The following is a 24,669-nucleotide window of genomic DNA, read 5'->3' as shown; positions in this document are numbered from 1 at the left end:
GCCAAGTGTACGTAGACATGCGGTAGTTGAGGTCAGGCCAGCGCCTGCCGCATCCTGCCGACCGCCTCCGTGAGCAGCTCCGGCGACGTCGCGAAGTTCAGCCGCACATGCCCCGAACCCCCCGTGCCGAAGGGCACGCCGCTGGTGAGCGCCACCCGGCCGCGCTCCAGGAAGACCGAGGCCGCGGTGTCGCCGAGGCCGAGCGCGCGGCAGTCCAGCCACGCCAGGTACGTCGCCTGCGGCGGCGCGTACCCCACCTTGGGCAACTGCCGCGCCAGCAGGTCGGCGAGCAGCCGCCGGTTCTCGTCCAGCCCGGTCAGCACGGCGTCCAGCCAGTCGCCGCCGTGCCGCAGTGCGGCCGCGTGCGCGATGATGCCGAGGTGGCTCGGGCCGTGGCTCACCTCCCCGGGCAGCCGCGCGAGATCGGCGGCCGCACCCGGGCCCGCCACGGCCAGCGCCGCCTTCAGCCCGGCCAGGTGCCACGCCTTGGAGGCCGACATCACGCTGAAGGCGCTCTCCGCGCCCGGGACCGACAGGTACGGCACGAACCGCGCGCCGGGCAGCACGAGCGGCGCGTGGATCTCGTCGACGACGACCCGCACGCCGTGACCGGCCGTCAGCTCCGCCACCGCCGCGAGCTCCTCCGCGGTGTGCACCGTCCCCGTCGGGTTGTGCGGGCTGCACAGCAGATACGCGGCCCGCCGCCCGCCCGCCACGGCCTCCCGGCACGCCGACTCCAGCGTGGCCGGGTCGATCCGGCCCGCCCCGTCCAGCGGCGCCTCCACGATCCGCCGGTCCATGTGCTCCACGAAGGCGTAGAACGCCGGATAGACAGGGGAGTTCACCACCACGGCGTCCCCGGGCGCGGTGATCAGCTTGAGGATCTCCACGATGCCGAGCATCACGTCCGGCACGATCGCCGTGCGTTCCGCGACCACCCCGTCCCAGCCCCAGCGCTCGCGCGCGAAGACGTCCAGCGCCCGCGCGTACTCCGTGCCGCCCGCATAGCCGGTGTCGCCCCGCTCCATCGCCCGCGTCACCGCGCGCACCACCGGCTCGGCGACCGGGACGTCCATCTCGGCGACCCACAGGGGCAGGACGTCCGGCGGATAGGCCGTCCACTTCGTGCTCGTACGCAGCCGCAGCTCTTCCAAGGAGAGCCGGCGCAGCGGGTTTATCTCATCGGTAGTCATGGCAACCATTGTGCGCATGATCGTCAACCCGCCCCAGGGGGTGGCGGATCAGCCCATGCGCTCGCCCTCGACCCGTGCCGCCGCCCAGCCGCGGTGCGCCGGGCGACGGCCGGGCGGCTGGGCCGGTTCGGGCCTGTCGGGCGTCGCCGGCACCTTCCTGGCCACCGGGTGCTGCCGCGTCACCGTCAGCCGCTCCGCGTAGTGGTCGACCTCCAGCCGGTCGCCCTCCGCGAGGGAATAGGTGACGGTCTCGTCGGTGATCTCGACCCGCAGACGGCAGCGCAGCACCTGCACCGTGAAGGCCAGCCGCCCCAGCTGCTCGGGCAGCTTCGGCGCGAAGGAGACCGTGCCGTCGCAGTGCCGCATCCCGCCGAACCCGGCCACCAGCGCGATCCAGGTGCCCGCCAGCGAAGCGATGTGGACCCCGTCCCGGGTGTTGCTCTCCAGGTCGGAGAGGTCCATCATCGCCGCCTCGCCGAGATAGTCGTACGCCAGCCGCAGATGGCCCACCTCGGCCGCCATCACCGCCTGGACGCACGAGGACAGCGACGAGTCCCGCACGGTCAGCGGGTCGTAGTACGCGAAATTCCGCGCCTTCTCCTCGTCCGTGAACGCGTCACCGCGCAGATACATGGCCAGCACCAGATCCGCCTGCTTGATCACCTGCTTGCGGTAGATGTCGAAGTACGGGAAGTGCAGCATCAGCGGATACTGGTCCGGCCGCGTCCCCGCGAAGTCCCACTGCTGGTGACCGGTGAAGTCGGCGGACTGCTCATGGACCCCGAGCGTCTCGTTGTACGGCAGCGTCATCCGCGCCGCCGCGTCCCGCCAGGCCGCCGTCTCCTCGTCGTCCACCCCGAACGCGGCCGAGAGATCCGGGTGCCGCTCCGCCGCGTCCGCCGCCTCCCGGAGGTTCTGCTGCGCCATCAGATTGGTGTAGACGTTGTCGTCGGCGATCGCGCTGTACTCGTCGGGCCCCGTCACCCCGTCGATGTGGAACTGCCCTTGGTGGTCGTGGTGCCCCAGCGAACGCCACAGCCGGGCCGTCTGCACCAGCAGCTCCAGCCCCACCTCCCGCTCGAAGGTCTCGTCACCCGTCGCCGCGAGATAGCGCACGACCGCGTCCGCGATGTCCGCGTTCACATGGAACGCCGCCGTACCCGCCGGCCAGTAGGCCGAGCACTCGTCGCCGTTGATGCTCCGCCACGGGAACGCCGCCCCCTCCAGGCCCAGCGTCCGCGCCCGGTTGAGCGCCGCGGGCAGCGTGGCGTGCCGCCACCGCAGCGGCTGCGCCGCCGCGAGCGGCACCGTGCCCGTCAGCACCGGCAGTACGAAGGTCTCGGTGTCCCAGAAGCTGTGCCCGTCGTACCCCGGCCCCGTCAGACCCTTCGCCGCGATCGCCCGGCTCTCCGCCCGCGCCCCTGCCTGCAGCACGTGGAACAGCGCGAACCGCACCGCCTGCTGGATCTCCGCGTCCCCGTCCACCTCGACGTCGGCCCGGTCCCAGAAGTCGTCCAGATACGCCCGCTGCTCGTCGCACAGCCCCTGCCAGCCCGTGCTGGTCGCACCCGCCAGCGCCGCGTCCACCTGGTCGTGCATCGCGGGCAGCGACCGCCTGCCCGACCAGCCGTACGCCACCGTCTTCTCCAGCCGCAGCCGCTGACCGGGCTTCAGCGACGACGTCACCGTGAACCGGGCCAGGTCGTCGCTGCTCTGCGAATACGTCCGGGTCTCGTCCGGGCCGTCCACCGTGTGGACCGCGGCCGTGGCCACCCGCAGTCCGCTGCGCACGGTCCGGTGCACCAGCCGCAGCGCGCCCCCGTCCGCGCTGTGCTCCTCGGGGACCAGCGGTGACTCCAGCACCGCCGCGACCCGGGGGTCGCCACCCGCCTCGGGCAGCTGCTCATTGGCGACCAGCTCCGACTGGAGGACGATCCGGGTCTCCTCGTCGACCGCCTCCACCTCGTAGCAGACCGCCGCGACCGCCCGCTGGGTGAAGGAGACCATCCGCGTCGAGTACACCCGCACGGTCCGCCCGGAAGGGGACGTCCACTCGGTCGTACGGCGCAGCACGCCCGCCCGGAAGTCGAGCAGCCGCTCGTGCCGGATCAGCCGGCCGTAGCGCAGGTCGAACGGCTCGTCGTCGACGACGAGCCGGATCACCTTGCCGTTGGTGACGTCGATGACGGTCTGGCCGGACTCCGGGTAGCCGTAGCCGGCCTCGGCGTAGGGCAGCGGCCGCAGTTCGTACACGCCGTTGAGATACGAGCCGGGCAGGCCGTGCGGCTCGCCCTCGTCCAGATTGCCGCGCCAGCCGATGTGCCCGTTGGCGAGCGCAAACACCGACTCGCTCTGCGGCAGCACCTCCAGATTGAGCTCGGTCTCCCGCAGGCACCAGGGTTCGACCGCATACGCCGGATGGGTGATCACGGGGCGCCTCCCAGCAGCTGGTCCAGATCCTGCACGACCACGTCCGCGCCGTGGCTGCGCAGCGCGTCGGCCTGGCCGACCCGGTCCACGCCGACGACGAATCCGAACCTGCCCGCCCGTCCCGCGTCCATGCCCGCCAGGGCGTCCTCGAAGACCGCCGACCGCCCCGGCTCCACGCCCAGGTCGTGGGCCGCGGCGAGGAAGGTGTCCGGGTGCGGCTTGCCGGGCAGGCCCCGTTCCGCGGCCACCAGGCCGTCGACGCGGACCTCGAAGAGGTCGTCGATGCCGGCCGCGACCAGCACGTCGTGGCAGTTGGCGCTGGAGGAGACCACCGCACGGCGCAGTCCGGCGGCGCGCACGGCGTGCACATAGCGCACGGAGCCCTCGTACGCCTCGACGCCCAGCTCCTTGATCTTCTGGAGGACGAGCGCGTTCTTGCGGTTCCCGAGCCCCCGCACGGTGTCCCGTTCCGGTGGGTCGTCCGCGGTGCCCTCGGGCAGCTCGATGCCCCGCGAGGCGAGGAAGGACCGCACGCCGTCGGCCCTCGGCATCCCGTCCACGTACTCGTCGTAGTCCTTGACCGCGTCGAACGGCCGGAACCCCGCCCCGTCGCGGGCCAGCAGGAACGCGTCGAACGTCTCTTTCCACGCGGCGGCGTGCACCGTCGCCGTGCGCGTGAGCACGCCGTCGAGGTCGAACAGACAGGCGCGGATGCCGGAGGGAAGTCCGAGGCTCGTCACCCGGCCATGATGCCTTGTCCCCGGCGGGACCGCAGGGCTTGGGGACCGTCTGCTGCACGACCGTGCAGGGCCGTGCGGAGCGCACGGGTCCGCACCGTAAAGTGATCAAATGACCCAAGCCGTTGACGCCGTCGAGGCCGCCGCGATCGCCCTGGGCCAGGGCGCCTGGACCCCCCGAGGCGAGGAACAGGCCATGGGAGGCATGTTCCTCTCCCACCGTGACGCCCTGGAGCCGCGCCGGCTCCCGGACATGCCCGCGAGCCGTGACCCGCAGGGCTGGGTGTCCCAGCACGTGCTGTGGCTGGAGGACGTCGCCGCCCTCGCCGCCTCCGTGCGCGACCAGTGGTACGCCCACCTGCCCACGAGCCATATGACCGCGCTGATCTCCGCCTACGCCGACCAGGCCGCCGTCGCGGTGCCGCTCGCGGACCGGCTGCGGGCATCCTGGGACGCGGAGCGGCCCGACTCCCTCTCCCAGGAACAGGTCACCTGGTGGGAGCAGTGGCATGTGCCGGCCGCGGAGCGGCAGCAGCTCGACGCGGTGACGCACCGTCTGATCGTGATCGGCTCGGTCGTGGTGGCGGCCGTCACGGGGGCGTGGAGCGGCGGCCGGTCCTGAACCAGGGCTTCCGATCCCCGCCCGTCGGAGGCGGGCCCTCACCCGGAGCGATTTCGGGAAGCGCGCGGGCGTGAGAATATGTCGAAAAGTGCGATATGCGGCACGTGTGACCCGAAGGGACGGCCCGATGGCACGCACCGACATCCTCACCGAGCTCGAGACCGACCACCGGGTGATCGAGGCGCTGTTCAACTCGATCCACCGGACCCGCCTCGAGGATGTGCGCCGTGAGGACCTCCTGGAGGAGGTGGCCACCGCGCTCGCACGGCACTCGGCGGCCGAGGAGGAGTACCTCTACCCGGCGGTACGCGAACAGCTCGCCGAGGGCGACACCTTCGTTGAGAAGGAGCACGGCGGCCAGGAGCGCCTGACCGCCATGCTCCGGGGGCTGGAGTCCAGCACGGTGTACGAGCCGGGCTTCGACGCGCGGGTCCGCGCGCTGGAACGCGAGGTCGGCCAGCACGTCCGGCACGAGGAGCGCGACGTCTTCCCCATGCTGCGGCACGCCTGCCCCCTGGAGATGCTCCGCCGCCTCGGCGAGCAGGTCAGGGAGGGCAGGCACGGGTCGCTGCGCGGCCCGGCGGGAGAGAGCTGAGGCCCGGCGTCCGCAAGCCTGGGGACGGCCGGACGTCAGGTGAGCGTGAAGTCGTCGGCGTAGACGTCGCCCTGGCCGTACCAGCCGTGGACGTACACCGTCACCTTCCCCGACGCGTCGGTCGTGAACGGCACCGACAGCCGCGTCCAGGTCCCCGCCGACACCCACTGGCTCGCCGTGGCCCCGCCGCCGACCCCGATGAATGCGTAACCGCCCTGCACCCAACCGGTCAGCGTGTGCGCCGTGTTGGGGGCGAGCGTCACCGTCTGCTCGCACTGCCCCGTCCGGTCCGCGGCCGGTGCCACCTTCAGGGCGTGCCCGCCCCCGTGGACCGGCGAGCCGACCACCGCGCTGCCCGGCTGGCACGACCACGGGCTCGCGGCGCCCGTCTCGAAGTCACCGTTGACGAGCGGGCCCGTGCTGCCGGAGCCCGTGACGGTCAGCGTGTACGTGGCGGTGTGCCCGCCCGACGGCGCGGAGCCCCGGACCGTGATCGGGTAGGTGCCGGGCGCGGCCGACGCGGTGGCGGCCACCGTCAGCCGCGCGGAGCCGCCCGCCGTCACCGAGGAGGGGCTGAGCGACAGGCTCACCCCCGAGGGCGCGCCGTCGGCCGACAGGTTCACGGTCTGCGCGGACCCGGCGACCACCGCGGTGTTCACCGTCGCGCTCGCCGAGCCGCCCGGAGGCACGGACGCGGAGGCGGGGGAGACGGACAGCGAGAAGTCGGGCGAGGTGGGGGAGCCGCCACCGGTGAAGGGCGCGAAGGTGTGGCTGAAGTACCACGTGTCCTGCGCTATCCCCGAGCAGGAGTCGGAGCCCTTGGTGCCAGGGCAGCCGCCGTTGTCGCGCTGGAGCGCCCAGAAGGAAAGGGTGTTGACGCCCTGGGCGACCGCCCAGTCGTAGACCTTGACGGCGTCCTGGGTGCCGAAGGTCTCGGCGGGGCCGTAGTCGTCGATGCCCGGCATCTCGGTGATGCCGGTCATGGCCCAGAGTTCGGCGGAGGACTTCGCGGGGTACAGCCCGCCCAGCTGTCCGTGCAGCCCCTCGGCGGCGGTCCTGGTGTCGGCGGCCATGTCATGGGTCGCGCCGTCGTAGTAGTCGAACGTCATGATGTTGACGACGTCGACGCGGGCGCCGTTGGCCACGGCGCTGCGCAGGACGGCGAGCCCGCTGTCGGCCAGGCCGTGGGTGGTCGTCGGCAGCGTGTACGAGAACTGCACCGTGCGGCCGGTGCTCGCCGCCCAGTCCTGCACCAGCTTGATCGCCTGGTTGCGGCGGTCGATGCCCGCGCTGTTCGTCAAGGAGTTGTCCTCGATGTCGAGGTCGAGGCGGGACACCCCGTAGGTGGTGATGACGTTCTCGTACGCGGCGGCGATCTTCGCGGCATCCGCGCAGCTGTCGGCGAGTTCGGTGCCCGTGTTGTCGGCGGCGTAGCCGCCGAAGGACGGGATGACATCGCCGCCGTTGTTCCGGATGGTGGTGATGTCGGAGCCGAAGACGGACTGCGAGACGGGCTTGCCCGTGTCGCCGTTCCAATAGGGCGTGCAGGAGCCCTTCGCCTCGGTCTGGAGGAAGGCCATGGTCAGGAATTTCGCGCCTGACTGTGCGGACAGCGCGGCGGGGCTCTCCGAGCCGTAGGTCTCGAAGTAGGGCGCGAAGACGTGGGCGGGCAGGGGTGTTGACGCGGCGTGCGCCGTGCCGCCGGCGCCCAGGGCGAGCCCGGCGGCGGCGGTCACGGTGGCGAAGGCGGTCAGAAGGGTCCGAAGAGGGCGGAGTCGTCTCAACTGATGCTCCCGGTGGGCCGGTCGTGCGTGACAGGTGGGGGACCGGTTGCGCGGTGAACATCGTTGGACTGGACCAGAGTTGCGTCAAGGGTTCGGACGGGACCTCCGTCGCTCGTAGGGGCGACGCCTGCCGGGCGCGGGCGGTCAGCGCACGGGAACGGTCGTGACGGGTGAGCTCCGCAGCTCCTCCGGGTGGGGATCGTCCCGCTCGCTCAAGCCGTAGAGCACGCCGCGCAGCTGGAGGATGCCGCCGTGCCTCGGCCGGACGTCCGCCTCCACCCTGGCCCCTGCGCCCGAGGTCATCACCGCGCCGCACCCCGCGGTGTGCCACGCGCCGTGGTCGCCGCCGCGCTCCTGGACGCACGCGCGCAGGAAGCGGGCCGCGTCGTCGTCACCCTTCCCGCTGATGTGCACGAGTCGGCCGGTGCGTACGGGATGCGTGGGTACGGTGATGTCCATCGCGCCCTTGGCGAAGGCCGGGGCCGCGGTGAGCGCGAGCACGGCGGCTCCGAGGAATCCGGCCGCGGCGACATACGGAATTCGGCGTTTCATATCGAGTGTCATGGCCCACCTCTCCAGTAATTCGCTCTTCCACGCCGGGCCCTTTCCGGGTGTGCCGCCGTGAACTCGGCAGGGAAGACGGCTCGTTGCGGGAGGGCGTTGTGCCCTTTTCCGTCACTGTCGGGTAACGGTCGTGGGCGGGGTGTCATGGAGACGCTACGGGTCGGCGGGACCCGCCGCCCGGCGCGGTGGCGTGTGGCAGACTACAGTTTCGCAGTTGCGCAATAACTGAAATGACCGGGCCGCGCGGCCGCTCGTGCCGTGCCGCAGGTGGAACGACCGAGTGTGTGGAGGTAATTCATGGGTGTGACCTTGGCCAAGGGCGGCAACGTCTCCTTGAGCAAGGAGGCTCCGGGGCTGACGGCCGTCGCGGTCGGCCTGGGCTGGCAGGCGCGCACCACCACCGGCGCCGATTACGACCTCGACGCGAGCGCGCTGCTGTGCGGTGAGTCGGGCAAGGTCATTTCCGACCGGCATTTCGTTTTCTTCAACAATCTCGCCAGCCCCGACGGTTCCGTCCAGCACACCGGTGACGAATTGACCGGCGGCACGGGCAGCAGCGACGACGAGACCATTCACGTGGATCTGGCGCGCGTCCCCGCCGAGATCACCAAAATCGTCTTCCCGGTCTCCATCTACGAGGCCGACATCCGGGGCCAGGCCTTCGGCCAGGTGCGGGGCGCCTATATCCGGGTGGTCAACCGCGCGGACGACCGCGAACTGGCCCGCTACGACCTGACCGAGGACGCCTCGACCGAGACCGCGATGATTTTCGGCGAGCTCTACCGCCATGCTTCCGAGTGGAAGTTCCGGGCCGTGGGCCAGGGTTACGCCTCCGGCCTGCGCGGCATCGCGACGGACTTCGGCGTCAACGTCGGCTGACGCGCGGCACCGGCCGGGCGGCCGTACGGGCGGACGTGTGCCCGTACGGCCTCGCGCCGACGGGGCATTTCCGGTACACCCATCCTGTTGTCGGGGTCCCCGACCACGCTCGGGTGACCTATGACCAACACTTGCTATATTGCGCAATTGAGCAAGTAAAGTGGCTGTCGCCCGCGGCGGCTGCCTGAACGGATGGGGAGCGCGCATGGCCGGCAGGCGAACCGAGACCCTGGGGGAGGAGGCGGGACGCCGCGGCGCGCGGTCCCGCACCGCGCCCCATGCGTCGGCCCGGGTGCCGGACCCCAGATCCGCGCGCACCACGGCGCGCAACACCCGCGCCCGCACCCGCGACGGCCGTCCCCTGCTGCTCGGCGCGGGAGCCCTGCTGGTGGTGGGCGCCGTCGTCGACGAGGCCCGCGGCACCGGGCTGGGCTGGCTCTTCGTCCTCGCCGCCGCCGCTTCCGCCGTCCTCGCCGCCCTCGCCTGCTCCCGTGAACTGACCTGGTGGGCCTTCGCCCTGCCCCCGTGGGCCATCGCCGTGGTGGGGCTGACCGCCCAGCTCCTCGCGGACTCGTCCGCCAAGGGCGGCAACACGGCGACCACCATGACCACGGCACTGCACTGGGCCATCGACACCTTCCCCGCCATGGCGGCCGCCGAGACCTCGGTGCTCGCGGTGGGCATCTTCCGTACCGTACGGTCCAGGCGATACAGGAGGGCCGTCCATGCGTGACCGACACCGTTCCGCCGACCGGGCACAGGCCCGCCGCGACCCCCGCGGCCGGAGCCGCGCCGGCCGCCCCGTACGAGCCGCGGCCGCCGCCCGGATCGCGGTCTGCGTCACCTCGGCGGCCGTCATGCTCACCAGCGGCGTCGGCTGGTTCGCCTACCACTGGGTGAACAACGGCCTCATCACCTCCAGCGCGCTGGACGCCCTGCGCAAGGGCGCGCCGCCGAGGCTGGACGACTCGGTGAACCTCCTGCTGATCGGCCTCGACAGCCGCAAGGACATGGACGGCAACGACCTCCCCAAGGAGTTCGTCCAGCAGGAACTGCACGCCGGCTCCAGCGGCATCGGCGGCTACAACACCAACACGCTGATCCTGATGCACATCCCGGCGGACGGCGGCAAGGTCACCGCCTTCTCCATCCCGCGCGACGACTACGTCGAGATCGCGGGCGGCCGCGGGGAGCACAAGATCAAGGAGGCGTACGGCATCGCCAAGGCGGAGGCCGAGGACAAGCTCACCGCCCAGGGAATCAAGGGCGCCGAGCTCGAACACCGCGGGCGGGAAGCCGGGCGGGAAGCCACCCTGGCCACCGTCCAGCAGTTCCTCGGCGTGCCGATCGACCACTTCGCCGAGGTCAACCTGCTCGGCTTCTACGACATCGCCAAGGTGGTGCAGCCGGTCCAGGTGTGCCTGAAGAAGCCCGTGCGCGACCGGTACTCCGGCGCGGACTTCCCCGCCGGCCTGCAGGACCTCGACGCCCGGCAGGCCCTGGCCTTCGTGCGGCAGCGGCACGGCCTGACCGGCGGCGACCTCGACCGCACCCACCGCCAGCAGGCCTTCATCTCGTCCGTCACGCACAAACTCAAGTCCCAGGGCGTGTGGAGCGACCTCGGCAAGCTCCAGGGGCTGTTCGACGTCGTCAAGAAGGACGTCGTCATCGACGACCGCTGGAACATCCTGGACTTCGCCCGGCAGGCCCCCAACCTCACCGGTGGCAACGCCGAGTTCCACACCCTCCCGATCGCCGGATTCGCCACCCGTAAGGGGGAGGACGTCAACCTGGTGGATCCGGTGAAGGTGAGATCCCTCGTTCAGGCGATGATCGGCCGCCAGGCGCCCACGCCGGACGAGCCGTCCGCGCCCGCCCGGAGCGCCGCCCCCGCGGACGCGGCCTCGACCACCGTGGACGTGCACAACGCCTCCGGCGTCGTGGGCGCGGCCGCGACCGAATCCAAATCCCTGAGCGCCCTGGGCTACCGCACGGGCCAGGTCGCCAACGCGCCGGTCTCCCGCACGACGACCGTCGTGTACGGCAAGGGGGCCGAGGCCGCCGCCCAGCGGATCGCCGCCTCGCACGGGGTGAGCGCGGTCCCGGGCGCGGCCGTTCCGGCCGGACACGTCGTCGTGACCCTCGGCGTCGGCTTCACGACGTCGGCCCCGCCGTCCCCGTCGCCCCACCCCTCCGGCGGCGACGCGAAGCCGGCCGCGCCCTCGCCCGTGCCGTCGGACGCCTTCCAGGGCGATGCCGTCAAGATGGGCGGCGTGCCCTGCGTCGACTGAGGGTGCGCCCCGGCGCGGGCGGGGGTCCGGGGGACAATCGACGGGGACGGCCACCCCGGAGCGGTGGCGCGGCGGAAGGAGCGAGCGTGCGGCACCCCTGGAAGCGACGGGCAGGACTCGTCGCCGTGACCACCGTGACGATCGCCGCGGCGGTGGCGTGCGGCGGGCACGGACCGGCCGCGGACCCCACGCGCGCCCCGTCCGCGGCCGCCGGAACCCCCGGCCCGAGCGCGTCGAAGGCCACCGGCAAGCAGGACGTCGCGCAGTGGGCCCCGCAGGTCACCGCATACGCGAAGAAGGCGGCCGTCGACCCCAGGCTGTTGATGGCGATCCTGTACAACGAGTCCTACAAGCCGCACGACCCCGAACTGGAGCGTGCCTGGCAGCGGCTCAAGCCGGACTCCGCCTTCGGCATAGCGAACATGCACAAGGCGGCGTTCGACGACACCAAGCCCGGCCGCTTCGCCGACCGGGACTGGCAGGAGCTCCCCGACGACCCGAAGCTCGCCGTCGAGGCCGCCGCGTGGTACCTCCACGACCTGGCCGCCCAGCTGCCGTCCTCGCCGTCCGGCACCTACACCAGGAACGAACTGCTGGCCCTGGGCTACAACGCCGGTGCCGGGAACATGCTGGCGTTCGCGCGGGGCGCCAAGCCCGGCTCGATGGCACAGTCCTATCTGGACCGCCTGCACCAGAACTGGGACAAGGCGGGCGAGGCCGTCGGCAAGCGGGGATGACGGTGAGTCGCCGGACCGCCGTCCGGCGACTCACCGTCGTATGCCCGCCGGTGCGTCAGTTGACGTTGACCGCGGTCCAGGTGGCGGCGACGGCCTGGTACTCGCTGCCGCCGGTGCCGTACAGGTCGCCCGCGGCCTGGAGGGTGGCCTGACGGGCGGCCGCGTAGTCGGTCGTCGACGTGAAGTACGTGGTCAGCGCCTTGTACCAGATGGCCAGGGCCTTGTCGCGGCCGATGCCCGTGAGGGTGGAGCCGTCGTAGGTCGGGCTGTTGTACGAGAAGCCGTTGACCGTCTTCGCGCCGCTGCCCTCGGACAGCAGGTAGAAGAAGTGGTTGGCGATGCCGGACGAGTAGTGCACGTCCACGTTGCCCGCGTCCGCGCTCCAGTAGTCCAGCGACGAGCCGTCCTTGCTGGGCTGGTCCATGTAGCGCAGCGGTGTGCCGTCACCGTTGATGTTGATCTGCTCGCCGATGAGGTAGTTGGCCGGGGTCTTCGGGTTGTTGGCGAAGAACTCGACGCCGGTGCCCATGATGTCGCTGGTGGCCTCGTTGAGCCCGCCGGACTCGCCCGCGTACTCCAGACCGGCCGTCGCGGAGGTCACACCGTGCGACATCTCGTGGCCCGCCACGTCGAGCGCGGTCAGCGGGTTGTTGTTGCCCTGGCCGTCCCCGTAAGTCATGCAGAAACAGGAGTCGTCCCAGAAGGCGTTCACATAGTTCTGGCCGTAGTGGACGCGGGAAGACGAGGCGACGCCGTCGTTGCGGATTCCGCTGCGGCCGAACGTCTGCTTGTAGAAGTCCCAGGTCTCCTGCGCGCCGTAGTGGGCGTCGACGGCGGCCGTCTGCCGGTTGCTCTGGCTGCCGTTGCCCCACGTGTCGGAGGAGTTGGTGAAGAGCGTGCCGGCGCCGGAGGTGCCCTGCTTGAGGTCGGTCGTCCGGTGGGCGCCGCGCGTGTTGTCCAGCAGCTGGTAGGAGCTGCCGCTCTTCGTCGTCCCGATGGTGACCCGGCCGTTGTACTGGCCCGTGCCGGTGCCGGTCTCGATGCCGTCGAAGGAGTACAGCTTCTTCCCGGTGGTGGCGTCGGTGATGACGTGCAGCTGGCTGGGCGTGCCGTCCTTCTGGACGCCGCTGACGACCGACTCCCAGGCCAGGACCGGCTTTCCGGTCACGGCCCAGACAACCTTCCGGACGACGTCCGGCGTCGGCTTGGCGGTCTTGGCGTCCGAGGCCGCCCGCAGCGCGCTCTTCTGCGCCGTGGCCGCCGGGACCTTCGGGGTGGTGCTCGGCACGGCCACGCTGCGGGCGGTGGACGCCTTGGTGACGGTCTGCCGCTTGCCCTTGGCGTGGACGACCAAGTCGCCGCCGAGGACCGGCAGTCCGGCGTACGTGCGGTCGTAGCGGGTGTGCACGGTGCCGTCGGCGTCCTTGACGACATCCTTGACGACGAGCTGCTCCTGCGCGCCGAGGCCAAGGGAGCGGGCGGTGGCCGTGCTGCCGCCCTGGGCGGCAGCTATGAGGGCGGAGCGCTGGGCCGTGGAAAGGGGGGCGAGAGGGGCGAGGTGGGCGCCGGACGCGTCCACGTGGTCGGCGGCCGGCGCCGCTCCGGCCGGGCCGGCCTGGACACCCGCGGCCACCAGGGCGGCGAGGGCGATGACGGTGGCGCTGCTCCTGACGCGGCGCGAAGAGTGGGGGGTCGATCTCACACGGACTCCTTCTGCCTGGCCGCTGGTGGCGGCCCGCTGTGCGACGGCACGGATGTGCCGCCGGTGGTGCGTGGAGGCGAACGGCGCTCACCGATGTGCGCTCTGTTCGAACCGAGGCGAGCGTGCCACCGAATCCGCGAACTTGGCAGGTTCACGGCGAAGAGTTGGCCGTGAGTTGACCGATGGGCGAATCTCCGCGTCCGATATCCGGAAAGTGGCACCCGTGGGCGGCTGTTCACCCCGACGCGAGGCCACCGCCCCGCGGCCCGCTCGCCCGTGCGGGTGATATCTCGTGACCCGGTGACGCCGGACAGCGGCCCCCGCGCCCCGGCGCGCGACCATTCCCGGGTGGGGGTTCGTGACGATCGGCCCCAGCCCAGACCGTTTCCCCTTGCGTGGAGGTGCCGTGTACACCACCGAGCCAGTCGCCATGTCACTTCATCCGTCGTCCCAGGAGGACCAGCTGGCCGAGGACTACGCCAGCCTCCTCGGCACCGTCTCCCGCATCGACCAGGCCGTGCGCGACGGCGCCTGGGACGGTGTGCGTGACGAGCTCGACCAGCTCATCAGCGCGGCCGAGGACATGTGGGCCACCCTTTCCGAGACGGACGACGACGCCGAGGACGGCGACCGCTACCAGGCGCCCGTGACCATCTCCGCCGACTCCGCGACGGTCCGCCGGCTGGTCGCCCTCTACGCCGAGCCCCACAGTGTCGGCCGGCTCCTCCACCCCGCGCCGTCCGACATCCGGGCCGACGACGTCGGCGGCCCGGAAGCGGCACTCCTCGACGAGGACTTCCTGGACGAGGAGCTGCCCTCCGCCGCGCACTGACGCGAACCCCCCGTCGGCCTCCGCCGCGGCCTTCCGCCAGGGCCCGGTGGAAGGCCGCACCCATCCAACCGTCACCGAGGCACAGCAGCCCCTGCTGTGGTCCACGCCCGGCTGCTCGGACTGCTGCCCGGACGGCGGCGGCTGCATATCGGCGTACCCCTGATGACGGGGCTCACCAAGATTTAACGGCCCTGCGCAAGGGCCGCAAGGCCAAGGAAGTGGACACCAGCGGCGTCGGGTTCGGCCACCGCCTGATGGCCGGACCCTTCATCGCCTACGGCTCGTTCTGTCTGCGCGCCACCCGGAGCGCGGGCCGCCGACAGGAACTCGCCGCCGACCGGATGGCCGCCCGCATCGCGGGCCGCGACGCCGCCGCCTCCGCCCTCCGCGAGGTCGCCGTGCTCGATGCCGCCCACGACTGCTACCTCGGCGACTACGCCTCCGCGGGCGCCCCCGCGGGACTGCTGCCGCCGCACGGGCAGTTGCTCCAGGCGCTCCCGGACGACGGCCGCGCCACCCGCACCCCCGAACGGCACGCCCTGGCACTGCTGCACGACCCCGAGCGGGTGTACGCCGACCTCGAAACGGCCACGTTCGCCCCGGAGGCCCTGGCCATGCGGCCGCGCGCAGTGGCCCGAGCCGAGGGTTGCCGGACGGGCTTCGAGGGCGAGCGCGTCCGGCAAGCGCGGTCCGGGGGAACTCTCGGTCACGGAGTGCCCAAGTGCCCACCGCGCGCCCGCGCGAAGTGCTCGTCCGTGACCTCGTATGTCGCGCTCGCGTGCAGCCCCCGCTCCCGCCGCGCCGGGTCGGGGTGCGGGTTGCGGGAGAGCCGCTCGGCCAGCTCGCGCAGCGCCAGCATCCCCGGCACGGCCCTGCCGAGGGTCTCCGGATCCCCGGTGAACGCGCCCTCAAGAACGCACAGCAGCTGTGCATACCCCTCGTTGAACCGGTCGGCGGCCCGACGCACCTCGCTCCCCGCCGGGAAGTCCGCCGCCTTGGCCTCCGGGTCGATGGGATACGCCGCCGCCCAGTCCACGTCGAGGGCCGCCCCCGTGGGCCCGGAGGCGGGCGTGTCGTACGGCCCGTACTTCCGCTGCCGGAGGATCTCGTCGAACCGGAAGTAGTGCGCGGGCTCCCTGACCTCGCCGAAGATCCGGTCGTCGGTGTTGTAGACCGTGTGGTCCACGCCTTCGCCCTGCTCGGTGATGACCCGCAGGGCCTCCAGCGCGGAGGGCAGGTCCGTGACGCGGAAGATCTCGCCGCCGGAGTTGTAGAAGTGCTCGGGGCCGACCTGCCGCCGGGGGTCGCCGCGGAAGAGCTCCGCCTCGCCCAGCTCCCCGGCCAGCCGGACCAGGCCCGCACCGATCGTGTTGTAGAACTGCCCGATCGAGGTCCAGCCGTCGTCGTCCGCGACGGAGGGGTGCCCGGGCGGCTCGGCCACGTACTCCGGGCGCTCGATGTGGAGGAACGTCTCCAGCGCCGCGACCCCGAAGTGCCGCAGTGCGACGGGGAAGCGGTCCTTGCTGTACGGCAGCCGGGCGGGGTATCCGGTGACGAATCGCGAGTGGGCCACCCGGGGCCTGCCGTCGACCGCGTTGAGCACATTGGCGACGAGTGCCATGTGGAGCATCTCCTCCAGCACGACGGCCCGGACGGCGTAGAAGGCGGGGCGGTTGGCGCCGGGGTGCAGGGTGTACATCGCCGTGAGGTAGGGCGGGATGGTGAGGTGCTCCAGAGCCAGCGCGGCCTGGAGGAAGAGGTGCAGGTCGGCGCGGTCGCGCGGCACCCTGAACGGGGGCTCCTCGACCAGCGCGAGCTCACCCGCCACATCGGTGTGCCCGGCAGGCGGGCGGACGGTCGTCACGGTTGCCCCTCCGGGCCTCGGTGGTGGGTGACAGGGGTCGGCCCCGGTGCGGTGGCCGGTGCGGGGACCGCACCGCCGGAGAGTGGCGCGGGAGCGGGAGCCGGCACGGCCCGTACGACCACCGGCCGGTGCAGCTCCGTCAGGTCGCGGTGGATCTGCTCACTGCTGCGCAGGGCGAGGGCCGCCAGCGTCAGCGACGGGTTGGAGGTGCCGACCGACGGCATGCTGCCGCAGCCCACGGCATAGAGGTTGGGGTGCTCCCAGCAGCGCTGCCACGCGTCGACCACGGAGGTGTCGCGCGAGTCGCCCATGATGTGCGTGCCCGCCCCGTGCCCGGCGCCGTGGAAGACCCAGTCGCGGCCGGCGAAGCGGAAGTGGCCGGGGGAGAAGGGGCCGGGGCCGTACGCGGTGCGGTCGTCCGCGCCGAGCCGGGCGAAGATCCGGTCGGAGACGGCCTTCGCGGCGACCATCCCGCGCTTCACCCGGTCCGAGAGGTCGTAGGTGAGCACCGGCCGGGGGATGCCGAGCCGGTCGCGTCGGCCCGGGTCGACGGTGACCCGGTTGCGGTCCTCGGCGTCCTGCTCCAGCGCGAACTGGAGGGAGAACTGCCGGCCGATCTCGTCGCCCAGGGTGGCCCGCAGCGCGCTCCCGAACAGGCCCTTCCCGCGCGGCTGCCCGGAGTCGCCGGTGATGCCGAGCAGCCGGGCCACATCGCTGCCGGGGGCGCCGGTCGGCCAGCTCCACCCCCAGTTGCTGATCTCGATCCGGAACGGGGCGCGGTCCCGCCGGGCGCGGCCCGCGCGGAAGCTCTCCAGCCCGGAGGTCGAGCCGGGACCGCGGAAGGGCCCCGTCGGCGCGCGCAGCAGCCCCCAGGTGAGCAGCACCGGATGGTCCATGAGATTGCGGCCCACCTGGCCGCTGTGCCCGGCCAGCCCGGAGAGCAGGAGCAGCTTGGCGTTCTCGACGGCGTGCGCGGCCAGGACGACGATGTCGGCCTCGGCGGTGTGGGTGGTGTGCGCGGGGGCGGCGGGGTCGTCGTAGGCGAGATACTCGACGCCGAGGACCCGGCCGTCGCCCCGCGTCAGGACGCGGCTGACCACGGCGTGGGTGACGAGGGCGACCCGGCGGTCCCAGCGGGCCTGGGTCTTGAGCGGGGTGTATTTGGCCTGGACGGGGCAGATCGGCACGCAGGAGGCGTTGCCCACGCACCGCTCGCCGTAGTTGGGCAGCCCGGCCGCGCCCACCGGGCGGTAGCCGCGGCCCCCGTCGTACCGCGGGTCGGGAGTGCTGTTGCGGGCGTGCGGGGTGGTGACCACCCGGAGGACGGTGTCCGGCGCGCCCTCCGATTCCTTGACGGGGAACCCGTCGAGCTCGGTGGCGAGGAGGCGGTCGAGGTGGCTGCGGGGGATCTCCCGCATCGGATAGACATAGCCCTCGGGGAAGGGCAGCCCGATGGCCTCGGACTGCTCCGCGGCGTCGCCAGCGACCCCCAACTCACCTTCGGCCGCGCGGTAGTGGGCCTCCAGGTCGGCGTATCCGATCGGCCAGTCCCTGCCGTATCCGTAGGCGCGGCGGACGGTGAAGTCCTCCGGGAGCATCCGCGGCGTCAGGCCGAGCCAGTGCAGTGTGGTGCCGCCCGTGGCCCGCAGATAGTCCGTGCCGTAGGGCAGGGGGCCGTCCTGGAGGAAATAACCGTGGCTGCGGTAGCCGCCGCCGGGCAGGCCCTCGATGTCGAGGAGATCGGGGGAGGGCGCGGCGGGGTTGGGCCGGTAGGGCGAGTTGGGGACCTTGGCCGTCGCGGAGTAGAAGGTGTCGAGCGCGTCGAGGTGGCCGGGCCAGGTGCTCAGGGTGTCGGTGCCCGCCTCCAGGACGAGGACGCGCCAGCCCTGGTCGCCCAGTTGCTTGGCGACGAGCGTGCCGGCCAGCCCGGCGCCGACCACGATCACGTCGTACCGGCGCGCGCCCGGGTGCGGCGGCGTCGCGGTCATGAGGCATTGCCCCGTCCCGCACCGGCCCGGGCCGGTGCGCTCGCGTCGGGTGGCGGGTCGGCCCAGGTGCCGAAGCCGGGCGCCTTGGCGCCCGCGGGGTGGCCATGGAAGGTCCGCCACACCAGGCCCTCCGTATACGCCTCGGGCGAGACCGTGAACGCGACGTTCGCCTGCTCCCGGCCCAGCGCGGCGTGGACGGGCCGGGAGAGCTGCGGCCAGACGCCCAGATACCACAGGTGCGTGATGGCGCGGGCGATGTCACGGGAGGTCTCGTCGACGAGCCGGTCCGGGTCGCCTCCGACGGACTCCAGGTCCGCCAGGAAGCGGCCGATCGCCTCGCGCCCGATCTGGTCGAGCGTCGTGTCGTGGTACAGCCGGACCATTCCGGTCGCGTGCAGGTCGAAGGCGTCGAAGCCCGTCAGCCGGACGGAGAGGCCGACGAATCCTGTGAGTTCCGCTGTCATCCGCGACCACCCGTGTGTGAGGACTTGCCACCTTTCTAGCGGAGGGTCCGGTAAGCGGAGAAGGAGAATGAACTCACTTCACCCGTAAGGGTGTTCGCAAGGGGCGGGCTCGAGGGCGCGGGCAGGCGCGCACCGCCGAGCCCGTCCGGACCGCCGGACCGGCTCAGGTGCCGGGCTTCCGGCCGTAGACGAAGACGTTGTCGCCGTTGTGGAGCATGGACCAGTACTTCTTCGCGTCGCCCGTACGCATGTTGACGCAGCCGTGCGAGCCGGGCGGTGACCAGACGCTGCCGTCTATCGCGTGGAACGCCTGCCCGCCGTCGAAGAACTGGGCATAGGGCATACGGACGTTGTAGAGGGTGGACCAGTGGTCGATCGAGCGCCAGTAGATCTTCTTCGCGCCCGTCCGCGTCTCATAGCCGTTCCGCCCCGTCCGCACCGGCACCGGGCCGAACTTGACGGACTTGCCGTCCTGTATCCAGCTGATCTGGCGGGTGAGGTCGACGCAGGCGATGCGCCCCTTGTTCACTGGGCACTTACCGGCCGCGTTGGGATCGCGCCGGGTGGCCTCGGCCTGCATGGCGGCCCATGTCACCGGGCCCGCGTAGCCGATGTTCGGGCTGATGCCGTTCTTGGTCTGGTAGCTCTGGATCACCCGGCAGTCCGCTTCCGACTGGCGCCCGTCGACCGGTCTGCCCAGGAACTTCTCGACGTCCTTCTGGTACGGGCCGGTCCGCGTCGTGCAGGCCGGCGTCGCCGCCTGCGCCGTGCCGCCGACCGCGATCGTCAGGGGGGCCACGATGCCCACCGCGCCGAGCAGGACGCCCAGCCGGCACGCGAGGACCGGGCTCGCTTTCCTCTTCGCTTCTGCACTCATGATAAGTATGACAACGCAGGCTGTTGAGGGGTTGCAGGCCGCGCCCCACGGGACGGAAAAGTCCACGGCGGCCGGAGGGCCCGCCCGGGGCGTGGGCGGGCCCTTGTGCGCCGGGTGGTCAGGAGATGGGGGCGCCGGTCGGGATGTTGGCGAGGGCGCCGGAGGGCACGCCGGCGATCTTGTTCCAGGCGAAGAAGTACTTGTCCATCGCCGCCGGACTCGTGATCCAGCGCTTCACGCCATTGCTGATCAGGTAAACCTCGGGCGCATTGGGGGACTTGCCGAGGATGGCGCCGTCGGACAGCTGCCCGCCGTCGTCGATATTGCCGATGTCGATGACGGACTGAATGCCGTCCCAGCTGCGGAACAGATTGTTGTAGGTCGCCGGGTTGGGGATCCAGCGGCGCTTGCCGTCGAGGACGAGATAGACGGCCGCGCCGTTCACGGCCTTGATGCGTTTGCCGTTGAGCTCCGGGTGCGGCCGGGAGAGCCGGCTGTCCGACTGGTGAACGGCCGTGCCGCCGGAAGCGCTGCTCGCGGCCTCCGCCGCGGGCACGGCCGTGAGCACGGCCAGGGGGACGAGGCCGAGACTCAGTGCAGCGAACCACGAGCGTCTTTTCACGGGTTCCTCCGCGGAATCGAGAAAGGCGGCAGAGATCCTTGATTCCGCAAGGATCTCCATCTCCTTTACGGCTGCTTCACATTCCACGGTGTGCGACATGATTGTCAATGCGCGGACCCGAGCCCGGAAAACGGTCATCGATTCTCCGCCAGGGGCGGTGGCGGCAATTCCGCGGGAGCGCCGACCGGCTTCCCCCGCTGTACGGAGCCGGTCGGCGCGACGGGGCCGGCCCGCGCCGACAACGGACCGTCAGGACCCCGGACGGCGGCGACATGGCCGGAACCCTCGGCCTCCGCTACGGGCGGGCGCCCCGGCTCACCCGGACGCCGGCGGAGGCACGGCGTCGCGGCCGTCCAGCGCCCGCACGACACGGGCCGGATTCCCGACCGCCAGCACGCCGGCCGGCAGATCCCTGGTCACCACGGCCCCGGCCCCGACCACGGTGTTCTCACCGATGGTCACCCCGGGACAGACGATCACCCCGGCACCCAGCCAGACATTGTCGCCGACCACGATGGGCAGGCCCCGCTCCCACCCGGCCCGCCGGCGCTCCGGGTCCAGCGCGTGAGTCGGCGTCACCAGCTGCACGTTCGGACCGATCTGGACATCCGCGCCGATCGTGATGGGCGCGGCGTCGAGGAACACCGCACCGAAATTGACGAACGTATCGGCACCGATGCTGATGTACGAGCCGAAGTCGCAATGGAAAGGCGCCCGGATGCGCACCCTTTCCCCTACCGAACCGAGCAGTTGTCCTAGAATTTCCCGGCGCTCCACCGGAGAGCGCGCGGCCGTGTTGTAGGCGGCGCACAGCTCGGCCCGGCGCTCGGACTCCCTGCGCAGATCCTCGTCGTCGGGGACGTACCAGTCCCCGGCCAGCATCCGCTCCTTGTTCTCGCCCACGCGAGTGTCCTCTCCTCGGATCGGCACACGTTTCCGGAGCGCCGGGGAGATCGTCAAGGAGTTTTGCCGCAGCGCACGGAAAAGGGCCGGTCGGCGGTGCTGACCACATCACCGCCGACCGGCCCCGTGTTCCGCCGGGCGCCGCGCGCCCGCTACACGTGGCGAGGCGTGAGCTCCGCCATCGCGGACCAGCCGCTGCCGGGCGCCTCGGTGCTGATGATCTGCGGGGTGGTGGCGATGGCATCGGCCATCTTGTCCATGGCGGCCTTGAAATGCAGCGAATTGACGTGTGCCTCGCCGGCCTCGCGGGAGGCGAAGCCCTCGACCAGGACGAAGTGATTCGGGTTGTCGACACTGGTGGACCACTCGAAGAAGAGGTTGCCCGGCTCGTCGCGCGTCGCCCGGGTGAAATCGTCGACGAGCTCCAGCCAGTCCTTGGTGCGCTCGGGTCGTACGTTCATCTTCACGACGATGAAGATCATCGATGTCTCCTGCGGTCTCGTGCGGCAGGGCCGTGGATACGGCGCCGAAGGTGAGGGGCGGGCGGGGAAGTGCCCGTGTCGTTGTCCACGGTGCGGCAGACGGCGGCGATTGCCGAAGCGGACACGGGCCCGATTCCGGCCCTGCCGGAAAATTGAGCCGAGCGGGAGCCCCCTACCCCTCGGCCGGCAGCGTCCGAGCCTCCACGGGCCGCCGCGTGGCGGGGGCCGCGAGCCCCTCCGCGCCCTCGGGCACGGGCACCGACGCGAAGATCGCGCCCTGCTGCTCCTGGAGATCCTTCGCGCGAGTGGGGGGAGTGCTGGGAAGCCGCTGCTCCTCGTAGAGCTTGTGGGTCACTTCCTGCGCCCACTTGCTCGACGGGGTGTGGAACTGGACCTCGAAGACGTGCCCCGACCGGATATCGCGCCAGGCGGAGTTGATCCCCTTGTAGCCGTTCCTGCGGCCCCAGGTGTTGGACCATTTGGTGCTGTCGTTGCCCCAGCTCGCCAGCATCGACGAGGCCGCGGCGACACCTTGGGTGTACCGGCCGTCCGGCCACTCCAGCGTGTAGCGGATCGAGTCGCTGATCCTGGCGAGAGCCGCGTCGACGGTCTGACCGGGTTCGGCCTGCAGTGACGTGGCGACCTTGCGCTTGAGCGAGTCCGGGGACTTCAGCCGCTGGTCGAAGCCGATCAGGGTGGCGTGGCTGACCTGGGCGACCGCCCTCATCTCGGGGCTGATCGACTGCTCGGCCCGCTGGGCGTGGGAGAGGAAGTCGTCGACCTTCCTGTTCTCCGCGGCGTCGAGCCACAGTCCGTCACCGTGCCAGCCGTCGTCGTCCAGTTGGCGCCCGGCCTTGACCACCGTGCCGGAGGGCCCCGGGTGAGGCCCCGCCGCCCCCTGCGCGAAGGCGCCCGAGACGGAGCCGGCGCCGAGCGCGGCGGCCAGCGCGGCGGCGGCCGCGAAGCGGTTGAGAGTGCGGTTGATCATCATTCGTGAGTTTCGTCCTTGTCTCGGCGGGCGCCGCCCGCACTCCCTGAAGCGCGGATCGAACGGCATGCGGCGAGAGGTACAACGCGGGAGGCGCCTCCGAGTAACCACGAAGTGGGGCTGTACGGGTGGTTTATGAGTGCGCAATGAGTGTGATGGTCACATAAATCACTTGATGGGTGGTTAGGTTTTTTGGGCTGGTTGTGGTGGTTGGTTCGGTGGGGGGAGTGGGTGGTGGTTGTGGTGGGTGGTGTGTGGGTGCCGGGGCCGGCGGGTGTGGTGTCGGGGGGTGTGGGTGGTGTTGGGGGTGCCGGGGGTGGGGGTGGTTATGACTATGTGGGTTTTAGTGAGTTGGCGGGGGTGGTGGTGGATCCGCCGGTGGGGGTGTTCCGGGTGGGGTTTCGGAGGTTGCGGGAGGGGGGTGGGGTGGGGGGTTTGTTGTTTTTGGTGTGTGGGGCGCCGTTGGTGTCGTTGGTTTTGTTGGTGTGGTTGTTGTGGCCGGTGCATTGGGTGGTGCGGGGTGGGTGGTTGGGGTGGGTGGATGGGTTGATGTTGGTGTCGGTGGGGTTGGTTGAGGTTTTTCGTGTGGTGAATGTGGTGTCGGTGGCGCATGCGTCGTGGGTGGCGCGGGATCCGGTGCCGGTGCGGGTGCAGCCGGGGTGGCGGGTGGCTTTCTGTACGAGTTTTGTGCCGGGGAAGGAGCCGTTGTCGATGGTGGAGGCGACGTTGGAGGGGGCGGTGCGGGTGGGGTATGAGGGGGTGGTGGATGTGTGGTTGCTGGATGAGGGGGATGATCCGGGGGCGCGGGCGTTGTGTGCGCGGTTGGGGGTGCGGCATTTTTCGCGTAAGGGGGTGGCGCGGTGGAATCGTCCGTCGGGTCGTTTTCGGGCGCGGACGAAGCATGGTAATTACAATGCGTGGTTGGATGCGCATGGTGATGGTTATGATTTTTTGGCGTGTGTGGATACGGATCATGTGCCGTTGCCGAATTTTCTGGAGCGGATGCTCGGGTATTTCCGGGATCCGGATGTGGCGTTTGTGGTGGGGCCGCAGGTGTACGGGAATTATGTGTCGGGGGTGACGAAGGGGGCGGAGTCGCAGCAGTTTTTGTTTCATGCGTTGGTGCAGCGGGCGGGGAATCGTTATGGGTCGGCGATGTTCGTGGGGACTTCGAATTGTGTGCGGATTAGTGTGCTGCGGCAGATCGGGGGGTTGTTCGATTCGATTACGGAGGATATGGCGACGGGGTTGGAGATTCATCGGCGGCGGAATCCGGTGACGGGTGGTCGGTGGTGTTCTGTGTATACGCCGGATGTGTTGGCGGTGGGGGAGGGGCCGTCGTCGTGGACGGATTTTTTTTCGCAGCAGTTGCGGTGGTCGCGGGGGACTTTTGAGACGTTGTTGTGTCAGTTCGGTGGGGCGGTGTGGGGGTTGTCGTGGGGGCGGTTGTGGAATTATGGGTTGTTGGTTGCGTATTACCCGATGGCTGCGTTGACGTGGGTGTTGGGTGGGGTGTCGTGTGTGTTGTTTTTGGGGTTGGGGGCTGCGGGGTTGGGGGTGTCGTGGCCGGTGTGGTTGATGTTGTATGGGGATGCTTTGGTGTTGCAGGTGGTGTTGTATGTGGTGAATCGTCGTCATAATGTGTCGCCGCATGAGCCGGTGGGGTCGTCGGGTGTGGCGGGGATGGTGATGTCGGCGGTGTCGGCTCCGTTGTATGCGCGGGCGTTGGGGCAGGCGTTGTTGCGGCGGCGGTCGGGTTTTGTGGTGACGCCGAAGGGGGGTGCGGTGTCGGGGGATTGTGTGGGGACGTTTCGGACGCATGTGGGGTGGGCGTGTGTGTTTGGTCTGTGTCTGGTGGCGTCGGTGGTGTGGGGTCATGATTTTGTGGTGATGCGGGTGTGGGCGGGGTTGGCGTTGGTGACGGCGTTGGGTCCGTTGTGTTTTTGGTGGGTGGGCCGCCTGCGGGGTGGTGTGGGGGGTGGTGCGGTGCCGGTGGTGAGGGATGAGGGTGGTGTGGAGTCGGCGGGGGTGGGTGGCCGGGTGGGTGAGCGCAGCCCGGTGGGCGTGCGGAGCGGGGTGAAAGAGCGGACGCTGGACGCGGGATCACCATGAGGA

23 protein-coding genes are annotated in these 24,669 nt (G+C 70.9%); 8 read left to right on the top strand and 15 right to left on the bottom strand.

The annotated features are described in order from the left end of the window. Nucleotides 1-32: 32 nt before the first annotated feature. The 3 genes from DXZ73_RS08115 to DXZ73_RS08105 are packed head-to-tail and all read right to left on the bottom strand — an operon-like array spanning nt 33 to nt 4,363. Nucleotides 33-1,193 carry a MalY/PatB family protein gene (locus tag DXZ73_RS08115; protein WP_116210338.1) on the bottom strand — a complete coding sequence of 387 codons (1,161 nt, stop codon included), beginning with the start codon at nt 1,191-1,193 and terminating at the stop codon, nt 33-35. A 48-nt stretch (nt 1,194-1,241) separates the two neighbouring features. Further along, nucleotides 1,242-3,623 (bottom strand): glycoside hydrolase family 65 protein, encoded by a 2,382-nt coding sequence (locus tag DXZ73_RS08110; RefSeq protein ID WP_116210337.1) that lies wholly within the window; start codon nt 3,621-3,623, stop codon nt 1,242-1,244. After that, a complete protein-coding gene (locus DXZ73_RS08105) occupies nt 3,620-4,363 on the bottom strand; it encodes an HAD family hydrolase (protein ID WP_116210336.1) in 744 nt (247 codons plus the stop codon). Before DXZ73_RS08105 ends, DXZ73_RS08110 begins: the two co-directional genes overlap by 4 nt. A 109-nt stretch (nt 4,364-4,472) precedes the next feature. On the opposite strand from DXZ73_RS08105, the gene DXZ73_RS08100 reads away from it, so the two are divergent. Beyond that, entirely contained in the window at nt 4,473-4,982 is a 510-nt protein-coding gene (locus tag DXZ73_RS08100) for a hypothetical protein (protein WP_116210335.1), read from the top strand. Nucleotides 4,983-5,109: 127 nt separating this feature from the next. After that, nucleotides 5,110-5,577: a hemerythrin domain-containing protein gene (locus DXZ73_RS08095; protein ID WP_116210334.1), complete on the top strand. Its 468-nt coding sequence runs from the start codon at nt 5,110-5,112 to the stop codon at nt 5,575-5,577. A gap of 35 nt (nt 5,578-5,612) precedes the next feature. On the opposite strand, the gene DXZ73_RS08090 is transcribed toward DXZ73_RS08095, so the two are convergent. Together DXZ73_RS08090 and DXZ73_RS08085 are read right to left on the bottom strand one after the other, a co-directional pair. Next, complete coding sequence (locus tag DXZ73_RS08090; RefSeq protein WP_116210333.1) at nt 5,613-7,361, bottom strand: glycosyl hydrolase family 18 protein; 1,749 nt, start codon at nt 7,359-7,361, stop codon at nt 5,613-5,615. 144 nt (nt 7,362-7,505) lie between these two features. Further along, a complete protein-coding gene (locus DXZ73_RS08085) occupies nt 7,506-7,925 on the bottom strand; it encodes a hypothetical protein (RefSeq protein WP_162890112.1) in 420 nt (139 codons plus the stop codon). Between the two features lie 297 nt (nt 7,926-8,222). Between DXZ73_RS08085 and DXZ73_RS08080 the strand changes: the two genes are divergently transcribed. The 4 genes from DXZ73_RS08080 (at nt 8,223) to DXZ73_RS08065 (ending at nt 11,832) form a co-directional block, all read left to right on the top strand. After that, nucleotides 8,223-8,804: a TerD family protein gene (locus DXZ73_RS08080; RefSeq protein WP_116210331.1), complete on the top strand. Its 582-nt coding sequence runs from the start codon at nt 8,223-8,225 to the stop codon at nt 8,802-8,804. Between the two features lie 205 nt (nt 8,805-9,009). Beyond that, the gene (locus DXZ73_RS08075) at nt 9,010-9,537 is read left to right on the top strand and encodes a DUF6542 domain-containing protein (protein WP_116210330.1); all 528 of its coding nucleotides are present in this window, start codon (nt 9,010-9,012) and stop codon (nt 9,535-9,537) included. Beyond that, on the top strand, nt 9,530-11,095 hold the full coding sequence (locus tag DXZ73_RS08070; RefSeq protein WP_116210329.1) for an LCP family protein: 1,566 nt from the start codon (nt 9,530-9,532) through the stop codon (nt 11,093-11,095). Before DXZ73_RS08075 ends, DXZ73_RS08070 begins: the two co-directional genes overlap by 8 nt. A gap of 86 nt (nt 11,096-11,181) precedes the next feature. Then, nucleotides 11,182-11,832, top strand: coding sequence for a transglycosylase SLT domain-containing protein (locus tag DXZ73_RS08065; RefSeq protein WP_162890111.1), 651 nt, complete (start codon nt 11,182-11,184; stop codon nt 11,830-11,832). A gap of 55 nt (nt 11,833-11,887) precedes the next feature. Here the strand turns inward: DXZ73_RS08065 and DXZ73_RS08060 are convergent, their stop codons facing one another. After that, on the bottom strand, nt 11,888-13,534 hold the full coding sequence (locus tag DXZ73_RS08060) for a M4 family metallopeptidase (protein ID WP_116210328.1): 1,647 nt from the start codon (nt 13,532-13,534) through the stop codon (nt 11,888-11,890). A 430-nt stretch (nt 13,535-13,964) separates the two neighbouring features. On the opposite strand from DXZ73_RS08060, the gene DXZ73_RS08055 reads away from it, so the two are divergent. Beyond that, nucleotides 13,965-14,366 carry a hypothetical protein gene (locus DXZ73_RS08055; RefSeq protein ID WP_162890110.1) on the top strand — a complete coding sequence of 134 codons (402 nt, stop codon included), beginning with the start codon at nt 13,965-13,967 and terminating at the stop codon, nt 14,364-14,366. Nucleotides 14,367-14,548: 182 nt separating this feature from the next. Here DXZ73_RS08055 and DXZ73_RS08050 read toward each other — a convergent pair whose 3' ends face one another. The 9 genes from DXZ73_RS08050 to DXZ73_RS08010 all read right to left on the bottom strand — a co-directional run bounded on the left by DXZ73_RS08050 (nt 14,549) and on the right by DXZ73_RS08010 (nt 22,557). Further along, nucleotides 14,549-15,076 (bottom strand): hypothetical protein, encoded by a 528-nt coding sequence (locus tag DXZ73_RS08050; protein ID WP_162890109.1) that lies wholly within the window; start codon nt 15,074-15,076, stop codon nt 14,549-14,551. Then, the gene (locus tag DXZ73_RS08045; protein ID WP_116210325.1) at nt 15,073-16,230 is read right to left on the bottom strand and encodes a ferritin-like domain-containing protein; all 1,158 of its coding nucleotides are present in this window, start codon (nt 16,228-16,230) and stop codon (nt 15,073-15,075) included. The genes DXZ73_RS08050 and DXZ73_RS08045 overlap by 4 nt, the downstream gene beginning before the upstream one ends. Continuing rightward, nucleotides 16,227-18,218, bottom strand: coding sequence for a GMC family oxidoreductase (locus DXZ73_RS08040; RefSeq protein ID WP_116210324.1), 1,992 nt, complete (start codon nt 18,216-18,218; stop codon nt 16,227-16,229). Before DXZ73_RS08040 ends, DXZ73_RS08045 begins: the two co-directional genes overlap by 4 nt. Next, entirely contained in the window at nt 18,215-18,682 is a 468-nt protein-coding gene (locus tag DXZ73_RS08035; RefSeq protein WP_116210323.1) for a hypothetical protein, read from the bottom strand. The genes DXZ73_RS08040 and DXZ73_RS08035 overlap by 4 nt, the downstream gene beginning before the upstream one ends. A 163-nt stretch (nt 18,683-18,845) precedes the next feature. Next, a complete protein-coding gene (locus tag DXZ73_RS08030) occupies nt 18,846-19,559 on the bottom strand; it encodes a L,D-transpeptidase (protein WP_116210322.1) in 714 nt (237 codons plus the stop codon). Between the two features lie 118 nt (nt 19,560-19,677). Then, nucleotides 19,678-20,319 (bottom strand): hypothetical protein, encoded by a 642-nt coding sequence (locus DXZ73_RS37980; RefSeq protein ID WP_162890108.1) that lies wholly within the window; start codon nt 20,317-20,319, stop codon nt 19,678-19,680. Nucleotides 20,320-20,496: 177 nt separating this feature from the next. Further along, entirely contained in the window at nt 20,497-21,084 is a 588-nt protein-coding gene (locus tag DXZ73_RS08020; protein ID WP_116210320.1) for a sugar O-acetyltransferase, read from the bottom strand. A 152-nt stretch (nt 21,085-21,236) separates the two neighbouring features. Further along, nucleotides 21,237-21,566, bottom strand: coding sequence for a putative quinol monooxygenase (locus DXZ73_RS08015; protein WP_116210319.1), 330 nt, complete (start codon nt 21,564-21,566; stop codon nt 21,237-21,239). A gap of 172 nt (nt 21,567-21,738) precedes the next feature. Then, a complete protein-coding gene (locus tag DXZ73_RS08010) occupies nt 21,739-22,557 on the bottom strand; it encodes an ATP nucleotide 3'-pyrophosphokinase (protein WP_116210318.1) in 819 nt (272 codons plus the stop codon). Nucleotides 22,558-22,830: 273 nt separating this feature from the next. Between DXZ73_RS08010 and DXZ73_RS08005 the strand changes: the two genes are divergently transcribed. Beyond that, nucleotides 22,831-24,666, top strand: coding sequence for a glycosyltransferase family 2 protein (locus DXZ73_RS08005; RefSeq protein WP_275898614.1), 1,836 nt, complete (start codon nt 22,831-22,833; stop codon nt 24,664-24,666). Nucleotides 24,667-24,669 lie beyond the last annotated feature (3 nt).

This window comes from Streptoverticillium olivoreticuli subsp. olivoreticuli (assembly GCF_003391135.1).
Taxonomy (GTDB): domain Bacteria; phylum Actinomycetota; class Actinomycetes; order Streptomycetales; family Streptomycetaceae; genus Streptomyces; species Streptomyces blastmyceticus.
This window is presented reverse-complemented; position numbering and strand designations above follow the sequence as displayed.

What these genes read in the sequence shown, in the direction of transcription:
- DXZ73_RS08055 (WP_162890110.1), top strand. Translation starts at nt 13,965, where the DNA reads ATGTCACTTCATCCGTCGTCCCAGGAGGACCAGCTGGCCGAGGACTAC.
- DXZ73_RS08080 (WP_116210331.1), top strand. Translation starts at nt 8,223, where the DNA reads ATGGGTGTGACCTTGGCCAAGGGCGGCAACGTCTCCTTGAGCAAGGAG.
- DXZ73_RS08015 (WP_116210319.1), bottom strand. Translation starts at nt 21,566, where the DNA reads ATGATCTTCATCGTCGTGAAGATGAACGTACGACCCGAGCGCACCAAG.
- DXZ73_RS08010 (WP_116210318.1), bottom strand. Translation starts at nt 22,557, where the DNA reads ATGATGATCAACCGCACTCTCAACCGCTTCGCGGCCGCCGCCGCGCTG.
- DXZ73_RS08070 (WP_116210329.1), top strand. Translation starts at nt 9,530, where the DNA reads ATGCGTGACCGACACCGTTCCGCCGACCGGGCACAGGCCCGCCGCGAC.
- DXZ73_RS08040 (WP_116210324.1), bottom strand. Translation starts at nt 18,218, where the DNA reads ATGACCGCGACGCCGCCGCACCCGGGCGCGCGCCGGTACGACGTGATC.
- DXZ73_RS08085 (WP_162890112.1), bottom strand. Translation starts at nt 7,925, where the DNA reads ATGACACTCGATATGAAACGCCGAATTCCGTATGTCGCCGCGGCCGGA.
- DXZ73_RS08035 (WP_116210323.1), bottom strand. Translation starts at nt 18,682, where the DNA reads ATGACAGCGGAACTCACAGGATTCGTCGGCCTCTCCGTCCGGCTGACG.
- DXZ73_RS08100 (WP_116210335.1), top strand. Translation starts at nt 4,473, where the DNA reads ATGACCCAAGCCGTTGACGCCGTCGAGGCCGCCGCGATCGCCCTGGGC.
- DXZ73_RS08095 (WP_116210334.1), top strand. Translation starts at nt 5,110, where the DNA reads ATGGCACGCACCGACATCCTCACCGAGCTCGAGACCGACCACCGGGTG.
- DXZ73_RS08075 (WP_116210330.1), top strand. Translation starts at nt 9,010, where the DNA reads ATGGCCGGCAGGCGAACCGAGACCCTGGGGGAGGAGGCGGGACGCCGC.
- DXZ73_RS37980 (WP_162890108.1), bottom strand. Translation starts at nt 20,319, where the DNA reads ATGACCGTTTTCCGGGCTCGGGTCCGCGCATTGACAATCATGTCGCAC.
- DXZ73_RS08115 (WP_116210338.1), bottom strand. Translation starts at nt 1,193, where the DNA reads ATGACTACCGATGAGATAAACCCGCTGCGCCGGCTCTCCTTGGAAGAG.
- DXZ73_RS08030 (WP_116210322.1), bottom strand. Translation starts at nt 19,559, where the DNA reads ATGAGTGCAGAAGCGAAGAGGAAAGCGAGCCCGGTCCTCGCGTGCCGG.